Origin of the sequence: Pseudoxanthomonas mexicana, assembly GCF_001556105.1 — a bacterium.
Classification (GTDB): Bacteria; Pseudomonadota; Gammaproteobacteria; order Xanthomonadales; family Xanthomonadaceae; genus Pseudoxanthomonas_A; species Pseudoxanthomonas_A mexicana_A.
In genome coordinates, this window is the sequence record NZ_LSIF01000028.1 from 77,211 (window position 1) to 89,240 (window position 12,030).

A 12,030-nucleotide genomic window follows, 5' to 3' on the forward strand; every position below is an offset into this window, starting at 1 on the left:
GGGTCGTAAACGCGCATGCATCGCGTTGAATCGCGCGGGACGCACCGGGATAATGGGCATGTGCCCCGGAAACTGCTACTGCCGATGATGCTGGTGGGCCTGCTGGGTGCGCTCGCGTGGATTCCGCTGCGCCAGGCGGGACAGGTATCGCTGATGGCTTCGCCGGCTGTCGTTGCCGACCCGCAGGACGCGTCTCTCGTTCCCTTATCCAGCGCGCCAGCCGTAATGCGCCCGATGGTGGCGCGCGCAGTGCCGGCGTTGACCTCGCTGCGCCGCGGCTTCGAAGACAGCACGGACCTGTTCGCGTATTCCCGCGAATTGATGACGCTGGCGGCTGCCGGCGATGCCGATGCCATGTGGCTGCTCAGCCTGGTGCAGGACTATTGCGCGGGCTATTCGGCGGATCCGGCCGGCTACGCGCAGGACACGCGCGCGATCACGCGGCTCGGATTGTCCAACGGGAACGCCATGCTGTCGGCGCGCCAGCGCGTGCAGCAGCGTTGCGCACGTTTCATGCCGCAGGATGGTTTTTCACTGCCGACCATCGTCACCCAGCGCCAGCAGGCGGCACGTGCGGGCAGCCTGGCGGCGGAAGCATCGCTGCTGGCGATGGAGCGGCCCTTGCAGGATGGCGACGACTACCGGCGCGATCTTGTGCAGCGGGTGCTCGACTCCGGAGACCCGTTCGCTTATCTCGCGATCGCCCCGGCCATGGGCACGATCGGCAGCGGACGGCGCGACACGTTGGGCGATGTGTCCGGCAGTGAGCTGAGCGAGATCGCCTGGCGTATCGCGTCGTGCCAACTGGGCATGGATTGCAGCCCGAACGGTTCGATGATGACCAATTACTGCGTGAACGGCGGCATCTGCTCGCAGGACGAATCGCAGGATTTCACCACCTTTGCACGGGACGCCGGTGTCCCGCGCCAGGGTGCGGACAATGTGGACGACATGGTGGGCAGCTTGCTGGCCCGCCCGGGAGTGGACGGATGAAGTACAAGCGCACGCGGCCGGGAGCGAATCTCCTGGTCTGGGGTCTGGTGGTGGTGGCATATGCCGCGGCTGCCGCGACGATCATCATCGATACGCGCGATCCGGCGTTCCGGGATCTCGCACGGGTGGGTCACATGACCATCCACGCGCCCGACGACGTACGTCGTCTTGGCGCCACGCAGATCGCCGCGCTGTACCGCGCGCGCAGCGGTACGCCGTTCTCGACGCTCGCGCCGGGCAGCACGATCCGCGTGGTCTGGGCGGACGGCTCGTCCGAAATGGTCAAGGTCACCGATCCGTCCTCGCCCCTGGGCGCGGCGCCGGTGCCGGGGACGCAGCAGGCCGTCGAGCCCTGAGCGCGTCAGCGCCGACAGTTGGTCGGCGCAGGCGTCACGAACAAGGAGGGCCGGGATGTCAGCATCCCGGCCCTTTGTTTTGCCTGCACCGCCACCTCAGACCAGCGAGATCGCCTTGTTCTTGCGTTCGGCCAGGCGCTTTTCCAGATAGTGGATGTTCTGGCCGCCTGCCTGGAAGCCCTGGTCGCGCATGATGCGCTGCTGCAGCGGGATGTTGGTCTTGATGCCGTCGATGACCATCTCGCTCAGCGCCACGCGCATGCGGGCGATGGCGGTTTCGCGGTCGGGGCCATGCACGATGAGCTTGGCGATCATCGAGTCGTAGTTCGGTGGCACGCGATAGCCTTCGTAGATGTGCGTGTCCACGCGCACGCCAGGGCCGCCCGGCGGATGGAAGTGCTGGATCAGGCCCGGATGCGGCATGAAGGTGTCCGGGTCTTCCGCGTTGATGCGGCATTCGATGGCATGGCCGCGCAGCACGATGTCGGACTGCCTGATGGTCAGCTTCTGGCCTGCGGCGATGCGCAGTTGTTCGCAGACCAGGTCGATGCCGGTGATGCGCTCGGTCACCGGATGCTCCACCTGGATGCGGGTGTTCATCTCGATGAAATAGAAGCGGCCGTCTTCGAACAGGAATTCGAAGGTGCCCGCGCCGCGGTAGCCGATGCGGATGCAGGCTTCCACGCAGACCTTGCCGATCTCGTTGCGCAGTTCGTCGGTGATGCCGGGTGCCGGCGCTTCCTCGACGACCTTCTGGTGGCGACGCTGCATCGAGCAGTCGCGCTCGCCGAGGTGGATCGCGCCGCCCTGGCCGTCGGCGAGTACCTGGATCTCCACGTGGCGTGGGTTTTCCAGGAACTTCTCCATGTAGACCTCGCCGTTGCCGAACGCGGCCTTGGCTTCCGACTTGGTCATCTCGATGGCGGCCTTCAGTGCGCCCTCGACATGCACCACGCGCATGCCGCGACCGCCGCCGCCGCCTGCGGCCTTGATGATCACGGGGTAACCGATCTCGCGCGCGATCTTGGTGTTGGCGACGATGTCGTCACCCAGCGGACCGCCGCTGCCGGGCACGCACGGCACGCCGGCGGCCTGCATGGCGCGGATCGCTTCCACCTTGTCGCCCATCATGCGGATGGTGTCCGCCTTGGGGCCGATGAAGATGAAGCCGGACTGCTCCACGCGCTCGGCGAAGTCCGCGTTCTCCGACAGGAAGCCGTAGCCGGGATGGATGGCCTGCGCGTCGGTCACCTCGGCTGCAGCGATGATCGCCGGGACGTTGAGGTAGCTATCCTTGGACGCGGCCGGGCCGATGCAGACCGACTCGTCGGCCATGGCCACGTGCTTGAGGTTGCGGTCGACGGTGGAATGCACCGCGACCGTGCGGATGCCGAGGGTGTGGCAGGCGCGCAGGATGCGCAGCGCGATCTCACCACGGTTGGCGATGACGACTTTGTCCAGCATGGTGCGGACCTCAGCCGATCACGAACAGCGGCTGGTCGAATTCGATCGGCTGGCCGCTCTCGGCCAGGATCGACAGCACGGTGCCGGACACGTCGGCTTCGATGGGGTTGAACATCTTCATGGCTTCGATGATCGCCAGCGTCTCGCCGGCCTTCACCGACTGGCCCACGCTGACGAACGCCGGCTTGTCCGGCGACGGCGACGCGTAGAACGTGCCGACCATCGGCGCGCGCACCACATGGCCGTCGGGCAGGGTAGTGCCGGCCTTGGCGGTGCCGCCGGTGGAGGCCTCGGTGGGCGAACTCATCGGCATCGGTGCCGCCGCGCGCGGTTCAGCGTAGACGACCGGCGCCGGTGCAGGCACGGCATAGCCGCCCTTCGGGGTGCGCGCCAGGCGCACGGATTCTTCGCCTTCCTTGATCTCGATTTCGGCCAGGTTCGACTCTTCGAGCAGGTCGATCAGTTTCTTGATTTTGCGGAGATCCATGGGAGCCTCGTGGTTGAACGCTGTTCCTCGCGGGGAACAAAAAGGAAAGTCAGGCCGGCAGCCGCCGCAGGGCGGCGTCCAGCGCATAGCGGTAGCTGTCGGCGCCGAAGCCGCAGACCACGCCGACCGCCTTGTCGCTGAGGTAGCTGGTATGGCGGAACGGCTCGCGGCTGTGCGGGTTGGACAGGTGGATTTCGATGAAGGGCAGGGCCACTGCCGCCAGCGCGTCGCGGATCGCGACGGAGGTGTGGGTGAAGGCGGCCGGATTGATCAGGATGAAGGCGGTGCCGTCGGTGCGGGCGGCCTGGATACGGTCCACCAGCGCGTGCTCGGCATTGGACTGACAGGTGCTCAGCTCATGGCCGGCTTCCTGCGCCTGCGCCACCAATGCCAGGTCGATGTCTGCCAGCGTCGCATGGCCATAGACCTCCGGCTCGCGCGTGCCGAGCAGGTTGAGGTTGGGGCCATGCAGGACCAGCAGCTTCGCCATTCGGCTCTCCAGCGGAAGGGCGGCAGTCTGCTTGAAGCTGCCGATGCTGTCCAGTTAGCCGAAGTTAGGCTTGTTTCAAGCAATTGTTTGATTTTCTTGTCAGGGCACGCCAGATCATGGGCTTACGACAGGCATCGGCGTGACAGATGAAGGCGTCGGTCGGGCCGCCTCGCGCGCGTTGGCGACAGATTCGACGACGTTCTCGCGTCCGGAGCCTATTTCACCCAGCCGCTGATCTCCCCATGCTGGAACGGCCCGACTTTCTGCCGCTCGACGTGGCCGTCGGCCCCGATCAATACGGTGTAGGGCAATACGCCCTTGGCGTTGCCCAGCCACACGCTGGCATCGGCGGGCCCCGGCGTGTCCAGCACGATCGGATAGCGCACCGGGATCTTCGCGATGAAGTCGCGTACGCCATCCGGCGTGTCCAGTGCGAGTCCGATCACCTGCACGCCCTCCGCGCCCTGCGACGCGGCGAAACGATCGAGTTCCGGCATCTCCTCGATGCAGGGACCGCACCAGCTCGCCCACACGTTGATCAGCAACCGTTTGCCTGCGTAGCGCGTGCGCAGGTCGACGACGGCGCCATCCAGTCCGGGAAGCGCGATCGCCGGCATCGGGTCGCCGATGCCGGCAGGCGTAACACCGGCGGGCGGTGCGGGTGCGGTCGCATTCGTGGCTGCATGCAGGGCGCGTTCGCCCATCTGCGTGCGCCAGAAGGGATTGCCGTTGAACCAGGCGCTGGCGGCCAGGCCCAAGCCGCCGGCCAGGATCGCGACGGCGACGATGCGCGGCGTGGTGACCTTCATCGTGCCGCCCGCTCGAGGGCCTGGCGCATCGTGTCGAGGGTCAGCACGGTCGGCAGCACCTCGCCTTCGCCGCCACCGCGCGGATACATCACATACAACGGTACGCCCACGGCGTTGTGCTGCTCGAGGAAGGCGGTGATGGCCGGATCGACGTTGGTCCAGTCGCCGGTCATCATCACCGCCTCGTGTGTGGCGAGCAGGTCGCGGAACGCGGCGGTATTGAGCACGGCCTTTTCATTGGCCTTGCAGGTAACGCACCAATCGGCGGTCATGTCGACGAAAACGATGCGGCCCTCGGCACGCAACGCCGCGAGGCGTTGCGCGGAGTACGCCACGTGGCCCTCCGCCGTCGGTGCGGCGACGGACGCCACCGGCAAGCGGTGCACCATCAGCAAGGGGACCAGTGCTGCAGCGGCAAGCGCCAGCGCCAGTACGCGCGGCAGCGGCGACGCGGCAAAGCGCACGCGCTGGAACCACCACAGCCCCAGCGCCAACAGCACCAGGCCGACCAGGGCCAGGCCGACCGCGTCGATGCCGCGCTGTTTGCCGAGCACCCACAGCAGCCACACGGCGGTCAGGTACATCGGGAAGGCGAGCACCTGTTTCAGCGTCTCCATCCAGGCGCCGGGACGCGGCAGGCGGTTCGCCAGCGCGGGTACGAACCCGATCAGCAGGAACGGCAGCGCCAGTCCCAGGCCGAGCACCGCGAACACCAGCAGCGCCAGCGGGGTGGGCGCGGTGAAGGCGTACGCGAGCGCCACGCCCATGAAGGGTGCCGTGCACGGACTGGCCACCACCACCGCCAGCACGCCGGTGAAGAAATCGCCCGCCGGACCGCGCCGCGAGGCCAGGCCATGCCCGGCACCGGCCAGGCGGTGGCCGACCGCGAACACGCCCGACAGGCTCAGGCCCACGGCGAACATCACATAGGCCAACAGGCCGACCAGCCAAGGCTGCTGCAACTGGAAGCCCCAGCCCAGTGCCTGGCCGGCCGCGCGCAACGCGATGGCCAGCGCGCCGACGGCGACGAAGCTGACCAGCACGCCGGCGGTGTACCAGAGCGCACGGCGGCGGGCGTTCCCCTCGCTCTGTCCGCTTTCGGCGAGCGACAGCGCCTTCAGCGACAGGATCGGCAGCACGCAGGGCATCAGGTTGAGGATCAGTCCGCCCGCCAGCGCCAGAGCAAGCGCGACGAGCAGCGATGTCGAATCTTGCTGGTTGCGTGCCAGCACGTCTTCGGGAGGACGCGTTCGCTCGACCTCGACGGGTGTCGCTGCCTCGGTGACGGGCATGGCGGCAGCGATATCCGCATCGGCCGGCGCTTCGGGCACGTTCGCGCCCGGCAGCGGCATCAGCAGCGGGACGGGCGGTGCCGTCGGCGTATCCGTCGGCGTCGCCTTGCCCGCCGGAATCGAGAGTGCCACGCGCCGCGTCATCGGCGGATAGCAGATGCCGTCGGTCTGGCAGCCCTGGAAGGTCACGCGCAACGTCGCTTTCGTCGCGTCGCCATGCTCGCGCCGCAGCGGCACAGGGACCTCGGCCTGGTCGAAGTAGACCGTGACGTCGCCGAAATGCGCGTCTCGGTGCGCCTTGCCCGTCGGCCAGCGCGGTGCCTGCAGGGTGATGCCCTGCGCGCCTTCCAGCGCCATCGAGGTGCGGTCGCGGTAGAGGTAATAGCCGCGCGCCGGGGTGAAGCGCAGCAGCAACTCGTTGCCGTTGAAGGCGATCGCCTCGAACGCGAACGCCTGTTCCGCCGGCAGTGGCCGCGCGTCCATGCCTGCCTGCGGTTTCTGGTCGAGCAGGCCGCCGGTGAGTGCGCCGGATCCCAGTGGTACGAAGGTGCCGCCGTCCTCCGCAGGCGGCAACGCCACCTTTAGCGTGCGCGTCTGCGGCGGGTAGCAGATGCCCGCATCGGCGCAGCCCTGGTACTTGATCTTCAGCGTCACGCTGTCGGTCGATGCCGTCGGCTGGCCGGGCAAGGTGGCGAGCAGTTCGCCGCGGTAGGTCTCGACATCGCCGAAGAATTCGTCGCGGTACGCCTTGCCCTTGGGCAGTTGCAGTGGCTGCGCGACGAAACCGGCATCGGCTTCCACGCCGGTGCGGTGGCGATACAGGTAGTAGCCGTCGGTGATCTTCCAGCGGATCTCGATGTGGTCCCGCGCCGGCGCGGTCGCCGTCAGCACGAAGGCCTCGTCCACCGGCAGCAGGTCGTCCTGGGTAATCGCCGCGGACGCGGTCGGCGCGATCAGCGAGGCGAAGGGCAGCAGCAGGCAGGTGAACAGGGTGCGGATCAGCGTCATCGGGTCACTCGGAGGCACGGGCGTCGGCCCGGGTTTCGGCGGCCACCCAGTCCAGGTAGGCGGGCAAGCCGGCGGCGGTTTCGACCGCCAGGATCTCCGGCAGTTCATACGGGTGGAGTTCGGCCAGCCGGGCGACCAGCGCCTCCCGCCGGTCGGCGGACGTCTTGGCCAGCAGCTGGACCTCGGTCGCCTGCTCCACCTGGCCCTGCCAGCGGTAGGTCGAGACCACGCCGGGCAGCAGGTTCACGCAGGCCGCCAACCGTTCGTCCACCAGCGCACGCGCCAGCCGCTGGGCGGTGTCGGCGTCCGGGCAGGTGGACAGGATCAGGAAGACGGGCATGGGCCGGCGATTATTGCAGACCCGCCCGACCGGCCCCCTGCGACAAAGATGCGGGCCCGCCCTTGAAAGCCGTCCGGCGCACCCAATATCCCCTGCATCCCGGCCTGGCCGGGTTTTTGTACCTGCGGCGTTGGCAGTCCCCTGAGGCGAGTGCTAACATCGCTGCCCCTTTCCCAGTCCAATCAATCACTTAAGAGGATTGACATGAGCAATATCAAGCCGCTGTACGACCGCCTGGTGGTCAAGCCGATCGAAGCCGAAGAAACCTCGCTCGGCGGCATCATCATTCCCGACGCCGCGAAGGAAAAGCCCACCAAGGGTGAAGTCGTCGCCGTCGGCGAAGGCAAGTTCATCGAGGCCACCGGTGCCGTCCGCGCCCCGAAGGTCAAGGTCGGCGACAAGGTGATCTACGGCCAGTACTCCGGTTCGGCGTACAAGTTCGAAGGCATCGAGTACAAGATCATCAAGGAAGACGACGTCCTCGCGATCCTCGCCTGATCGCGCGCGACGGCACCGCGCCGTCGCCCACGTCACCGAGTTCCTTTTGATGGCGGGCCCGCCCGCCGCACGAACCACTCTCAATATTCCTGGAGTTGCACATGGCAGCCAAAGATATCCGTTTCGGTGAAGACGCCCGTACGCGCATGGTGCGCGGCGTGAACATCCTCGCCAATGCCGTCAAGGCCACCCTCGGCCCGAAGGGCCGCAACGTCGTGCTCGAGAAGAGCTTCGGCGCCCCGACGATCACCAAGGACGGCGTCTCCGTCGCCAAGGAAATCGAACTGGCCGACAAGTTCGAGAACATGGGCGCGCAGATGGTGAAGGAAGTCGCGTCCAAGACCTCCGACAACGCCGGTGACGGCACCACCACCGCCACCGTGCTGGCGCAGGCGTTCATCCGCGAAGGCTCCAAGGCCGTCGCCGCGGGCATGAACCCGATGGACCTGAAGCGCGGCATCGACCAGGCCGTGAAGGCCGCCGTCGAAGAGCTGAAGAAGCTCTCCAAGCCGACCGCCGACGACAAGGCGATCGCCCAGGTCGGCACCATCTCGGCCAACTCCGACAGCAACATCGGCGACATCATCGCCGAGGCCATGAAGAAGGTCGGCAAGGAAGGCGTGATCACCGTTGAAGAAGGCTCGGGCCTGGAGAACGAACTCGACGTCGTCGAGGGCATGCAGTTCGACCGCGGCTACCTGTCGCCGTACTTCATCAACAACCAGCAGTCGCAGCAGGTCGAATTCGACGACCCCTTCATCCTGATCCACGACAAGAAGGTCTCCAACGTCCGCGAACTGCTGCCGGTGCTGGAAGGCGTCGCCAAGGCCGGCAAGCCGCTGCTGATCGTGGCCGAGGAAGTGGAAGGCGAAGCCCTCGCCACGCTGGTGGTCAACACCATCCGCGGCATCGTCAAGGTCGCCGCCGTCAAGGCGCCGGGCTTCGGTGACCGCCGCAAGGCCATCCTGGAAGACATCGCCACGCTGACCAACGGCACGGTGATCTCCGAGGAAGTCGGCCTGCAGCTCGAGAAGGCCACCATCAACGACCTGGGTCGTGCGAAGAAGGTCGTGATCTCGAAGGAGAACACCACCATCATCGACGGCGCCGGCGATGCCGAGCGCATCCAGTCGCGCATCAAGCAGATCAAGGCGCAGATCGAAGAGACCTCGTCGGACTACGACCGCGAGAAGCTGCAGGAACGCGTGGCCAAGCTGGCCGGCGGCGTGGCCGTGATCAAGGTCGGTGCCTCGACCGAAATCGAAATGAAGGAAAAGAAGGCCCGCGTCGAAGACGCCCTGCACGCCACGCGTGCGGCGGTGGAAGAAGGCGTGGTCCCGGGCGGTGGCGTGGCGCTGATCCGTGCGCTGCAGACCATCGGCAACCTGAAGGGCATCAACGAAGACCAGAACCACGGCATCCAGATCGCCCTGCGCGCGATGGAAGCCCCGCTGCGCGAAATCGTGACCAACGCCGGTGAAGAGCCGTCGGTGATCGTCAACCGCGTCAAGGACGGTTCGGGCAACTTCGGCTACAACGCCGCCAACGGCGAGTTCGGCGACATGATCGAATTCGGCATCCTGGACCCGACCAAGGTCACGCGTTCCGCGCTGCAGAACGCCGCCTCGATCGCGGGCCTGATGATCACCACCGAAGCGATGGTGGCCGAGGCGCCGAAGAAGGACGAGCCGGCGATGCCGGCCGGCGGTGGCATGGGCGGCATGGGCGGCATGGACTTCTGAGTCCCGCTTCTCCGCCATACCGCTACACAAAAAAAGCCCCGCAGCGATGCGGGGCTTTTTCTTGCCTTGTGGTTGGGGCGGTGTATCGCTAGCCTGCGCGCCATGCACACCTCCCTCATCATCGTCGACGACTTCCTCGGCCAGCAGGACGCGTGGTCGCTGCGCGATGCCGCGCTCAAGCTGGCCTACCCAGATCTGAAGGGGCCGTTCCCCGGGCGCAATTCGCTGGAGCGGATCGAGATGGAAGGGCTGTCCGAGATCGCGTCGCACCTCACCGGCGAACGCCTGAAGCCGATCAACCCGCTGCAGTCGCATGGCAAGTTCCGCATCACCCTTGCCTCGGATGTCGGTAGCGCGAAGGTCCACATCGACCAGGCGTACTGGTCGGGCATCCTCTACCTCAGCCGTCCCGAGGATTGCCGCGGCGGTACCGAGTTCTTTCGCCATCGCCCTTCGAACCGCGACCGCGCACCGATCAACGATGCGGAACTGGCGGAGATGGGGTTCTCCTCGCATGCGCAGATGCACCAGGAGATCATCGAGAAGCACAGCAACGACGACAGCATGTGGGAGCCCGCCATGCAGGTGCCGATGCGCTTCAATCGGCTGGTCCTGTTGCGTCCGTGGCTGTGGCACACCGCGGGGCCTGCGTTCGGCAGCACGATGGAGGATGGGCGGCTGGTTTACCTGATGTTCTTCACCGCAGCCTGAGCGGGCGATCGTCCGTTGCCGATGAAACATTCGACAAGCATCACGATGCATGGCCCAATGCCGATGTGAACACCGTTTGCGCCCGCTATTGGTTTTGGTACGAAGGCTTTCCGATGCCAGCGGCGGACGCGAGGTTGCATTCATTCTAGGCAAGACCCCAGAAGAATCCCTTGAAGCCGCCAGCGAAACTGGCGGCTTTTTTGTTGACCCGGAGAACCCCGATGGCCCCCCATACCGACGACCTGCGCATCCGCAAACTCGATGAGCTGGTGACGCCTGCCGCCGTGATCGGCGAACTGCCCTGCGACGACGTGGTCTCGCAGACCGTGTCCGATGCGCGCGGCGCGCTGCACGACATCCTGCACGGCCGCGACGACCGCCTCGTCGTCGTGATCGGGCCGTGCTCGATCCACGATCCTGCATCGGCGATGGATTACGCCCGCCGGTTGAAGCCGCTGCGCGACGCGCTGGCCGATGATCTCGAAGTCGTGATGCGCGTGTACTTCGAGAAGCCGCGTACCACGGTCGGCTGGAAAGGCCTGATCAACGATCCGGCCCTGGATGGCAGCTTCGACATCAACCGTGGCCTGCGCCTGGCGCGCGGGCTGCTGCGCGACATCAACGCGCTCGGCCTGCCGGCAGGCTGCGAGTACCTCGATACCATCTCGCCGCAGTACATCAGCGACCTGGTGGCGTGGGGCGCGATCGGCGCGCGTACCACCGAGAGCCAGGTGCACCGCGAAATGGCCAGCGGCCTGTCGTGCCCGGTCGGCTTCAAGAACGGCACCGACGGCAACGTCAAGATCGCAGTGGACGCGGTCGGCGCGGCCTCGCATCCGCATCATTTCCTGGCGGTGACGAAGGAAGGCCGTTCGGCCATCGCGGCGACGGCGGGCAATCCCGATTGCCACGTGATCCTGCGCGGCGGCAAGGCGCCCAACTACGATGCCGCGAGCATCGACGCCGCCAGCCAGGTGCTGGTGAAGTCGGGACTGTCGGCGCGCCTGATGGTCGATGCCAGCCACGCCAATAGCGGCAAGAACCCGGACAACCAGCCGGCCGTGATCGACGACATCGCCGCGCAGCTGGAGGCGGGCGAGCGCCGCATCGTCGGCGTGATGGTGGAAAGCCATCTGATTGGCGGGCGGCAGGATCTGGTCGATGGTCAGCCGCTGACGTACGGGCAGAGCATCACCGACGGATGTCTCGGATGGGAGGCGTCGGTGCAGGTGCTGGAGCGTCTTGCCGTGGCGGTACGCACGCGCCGCCAGCGTGGCGACGCGGCGGTGCAGGCGGCCTGAGCGGGAAGTGACTTCCGGCAGGTCGAAGAGGTGACGGCTGGCAACTGACCCGGCTCGGGACGACGGACGACACTGGCCGCACACCTGTCACCGGAGTCCGCCATGTTCCGTCCCAAACACTACGCGTTGTCGCTCGCCCTTGTGCTGGCCTGTTTCGGCGCCTTCCATGCGCAGGCCGCCGATCTCACCGTCACCCTGCACGATGTGCGTGCCCAGTCCGGCGTGCTGAAGCTCGCAGTCGTCGATTCGCAGGCCGCTTGGGACGGACAGGCGAAGCCCATACAGGCCGATGGCGCTCCGCCGCAGGGCAACGTGGCGACGTTCGTGTTCAAGGGTCTGGAGCCGGGTGCCTACGCCGTGCTGGTGACCCATGACGAGAACGGCAACGGCACGCTCGACAGCAACATGATCGGCATGCCGATCGAGGCCTACGGCTTCAGCAACAATCCCAACGTGATGCGCAAGCCGACCTGGGACGAAGCCCGTTTCGACGTCGGCGCGCAGGATGCCGCCATCGACATCACCCTGCGTTGAGGAGC

Annotated in this window: 13 protein-coding genes; 7 read left to right on the top strand and 6 right to left on the bottom strand. The window is 66.6% G+C overall.

Features of this window, described 5'->3' with window-relative positions:
- The first annotated feature begins 60 nt into the window (after positions 1 to 60).
- Together AX730_RS05105 and AX730_RS05110 are read left to right on the top strand one after the other, a co-directional pair.
- Positions 61 to 993 (top strand): hypothetical protein, encoded by a 933-nt coding sequence (locus AX730_RS05105; protein ID WP_232310179.1) that lies wholly within the window; start codon positions 61 to 63, stop codon positions 991 to 993.
- A complete protein-coding gene (locus tag AX730_RS05110; RefSeq protein ID WP_062352919.1) occupies positions 990 to 1,349 on the top strand; it encodes a hypothetical protein in 360 nt (119 codons plus the stop codon). The genes AX730_RS05105 and AX730_RS05110 overlap by 4 nt, the downstream gene beginning before the upstream one ends.
- A 96-nt stretch (positions 1,350 to 1,445) precedes the next feature.
- Here the strand turns inward: AX730_RS05110 and accC are convergent, their stop codons facing one another.
- The 6 genes from accC to cutA all read right to left on the bottom strand — a co-directional run bounded on the left by accC (position 1,446) and on the right by cutA (position 7,239).
- On the bottom strand, positions 1,446 to 2,813 hold the full coding sequence (gene accC, locus AX730_RS05115) for an acetyl-CoA carboxylase biotin carboxylase subunit (RefSeq protein WP_062352920.1): 1,368 nt from the start codon (positions 2,811 to 2,813) through the stop codon (positions 1,446 to 1,448).
- 10 nt (positions 2,814 to 2,823) lie between these two features.
- The gene (accB, locus tag AX730_RS05120; RefSeq protein WP_062352923.1) at positions 2,824 to 3,300 is read right to left on the bottom strand and encodes an acetyl-CoA carboxylase biotin carboxyl carrier protein; all 477 of its coding nucleotides are present in this window, start codon (positions 3,298 to 3,300) and stop codon (positions 2,824 to 2,826) included.
- Positions 3,301 to 3,349: 49 nt separating this feature from the next.
- Positions 3,350 to 3,790 (bottom strand): type II 3-dehydroquinate dehydratase, encoded by a 441-nt coding sequence (gene aroQ / locus AX730_RS05125; protein WP_062352927.1) that lies wholly within the window; start codon positions 3,788 to 3,790, stop codon positions 3,350 to 3,352.
- A 215-nt stretch (positions 3,791 to 4,005) separates the two neighbouring features.
- Positions 4,006 to 4,599, bottom strand: a complete 594-nt coding sequence (locus tag AX730_RS05130) for a TlpA family protein disulfide reductase (RefSeq protein WP_062352930.1) — start codon at positions 4,597 to 4,599, stop codon at positions 4,006 to 4,008.
- Positions 4,596 to 6,899: a protein-disulfide reductase DsbD family protein gene (locus AX730_RS05135; protein ID WP_062352933.1), complete on the bottom strand. Its 2,304-nt coding sequence runs from the start codon at positions 6,897 to 6,899 to the stop codon at positions 4,596 to 4,598. The genes AX730_RS05130 and AX730_RS05135 overlap by 4 nt, the downstream gene beginning before the upstream one ends.
- A 4-nt stretch (positions 6,900 to 6,903) precedes the next feature.
- Positions 6,904 to 7,239 (bottom strand): divalent-cation tolerance protein CutA, encoded by a 336-nt coding sequence (gene cutA, locus AX730_RS05140; RefSeq protein ID WP_062352936.1) that lies wholly within the window; start codon positions 7,237 to 7,239, stop codon positions 6,904 to 6,906.
- Positions 7,240 to 7,443: 204 nt separating this feature from the next.
- Between cutA and AX730_RS05145 the strand changes: the two genes are divergently transcribed.
- The 5 genes from AX730_RS05145 (at position 7,444) to AX730_RS05165 (ending at position 12,025) form a co-directional block, all read left to right on the top strand.
- Positions 7,444 to 7,737 carry a co-chaperone GroES gene (locus tag AX730_RS05145; RefSeq protein ID WP_062352939.1) on the top strand — a complete coding sequence of 98 codons (294 nt, stop codon included), beginning with the start codon at positions 7,444 to 7,446 and terminating at the stop codon, positions 7,735 to 7,737.
- Between the two features lie 101 nt (positions 7,738 to 7,838).
- On the top strand, positions 7,839 to 9,479 hold the full coding sequence (gene groL / locus AX730_RS05150) for a chaperonin GroEL (RefSeq protein ID WP_062352942.1): 1,641 nt from the start codon (positions 7,839 to 7,841) through the stop codon (positions 9,477 to 9,479).
- A 102-nt stretch (positions 9,480 to 9,581) separates the two neighbouring features.
- Positions 9,582 to 10,190 (top strand): DUF6445 family protein, encoded by a 609-nt coding sequence (locus AX730_RS05155; protein ID WP_062352945.1) that lies wholly within the window; start codon positions 9,582 to 9,584, stop codon positions 10,188 to 10,190.
- A gap of 221 nt (positions 10,191 to 10,411) precedes the next feature.
- The gene (locus tag AX730_RS05160) at positions 10,412 to 11,491 is read left to right on the top strand and encodes a 3-deoxy-7-phosphoheptulonate synthase (protein WP_062352948.1); all 1,080 of its coding nucleotides are present in this window, start codon (positions 10,412 to 10,414) and stop codon (positions 11,489 to 11,491) included.
- A 102-nt stretch (positions 11,492 to 11,593) separates the two neighbouring features.
- Positions 11,594 to 12,025 carry a DUF2141 domain-containing protein gene (locus AX730_RS05165; RefSeq protein ID WP_083537731.1) on the top strand — a complete coding sequence of 144 codons (432 nt, stop codon included), beginning with the start codon at positions 11,594 to 11,596 and terminating at the stop codon, positions 12,023 to 12,025.
- The last annotated feature ends 5 nt before the right edge of the window (positions 12,026 to 12,030 follow it).

Coding starts and splice junctions, on each gene's coding strand:
- AX730_RS05110 (WP_062352919.1), top strand. CDS start 990: ATGAAGTACAAGCGCACGCGGCCGGGAGCGAATCTCCTGGTCTGGGGT.
- accC (WP_062352920.1), bottom strand. CDS start 2,813: ATGCTGGACAAAGTCGTCATCGCCAACCGTGGTGAGATCGCGCTGCGC.
- accB (WP_062352923.1), bottom strand. CDS start 3,300: ATGGATCTCCGCAAAATCAAGAAACTGATCGACCTGCTCGAAGAGTCG.
- aroQ (WP_062352927.1), bottom strand. CDS start 3,790: ATGGCGAAGCTGCTGGTCCTGCATGGCCCCAACCTCAACCTGCTCGGC.
- AX730_RS05130 (WP_062352930.1), bottom strand. CDS start 4,599: ATGAAGGTCACCACGCCGCGCATCGTCGCCGTCGCGATCCTGGCCGGC.
- AX730_RS05135 (WP_062352933.1), bottom strand. CDS start 6,899: ATGACGCTGATCCGCACCCTGTTCACCTGCCTGCTGCTGCCCTTCGCC.
- cutA (WP_062352936.1), bottom strand. CDS start 7,239: ATGCCCGTCTTCCTGATCCTGTCCACCTGCCCGGACGCCGACACCGCC.
- AX730_RS05145 (WP_062352939.1), top strand. CDS start 7,444: ATGAGCAATATCAAGCCGCTGTACGACCGCCTGGTGGTCAAGCCGATC.
- groL (WP_062352942.1), top strand. CDS start 7,839: ATGGCAGCCAAAGATATCCGTTTCGGTGAAGACGCCCGTACGCGCATG.
- AX730_RS05155 (WP_062352945.1), top strand. CDS start 9,582: ATGCACACCTCCCTCATCATCGTCGACGACTTCCTCGGCCAGCAGGAC.
- AX730_RS05160 (WP_062352948.1), top strand. CDS start 10,412: ATGGCCCCCCATACCGACGACCTGCGCATCCGCAAACTCGATGAGCTG.
- AX730_RS05165 (WP_083537731.1), top strand. CDS start 11,594: ATGTTCCGTCCCAAACACTACGCGTTGTCGCTCGCCCTTGTGCTGGCC.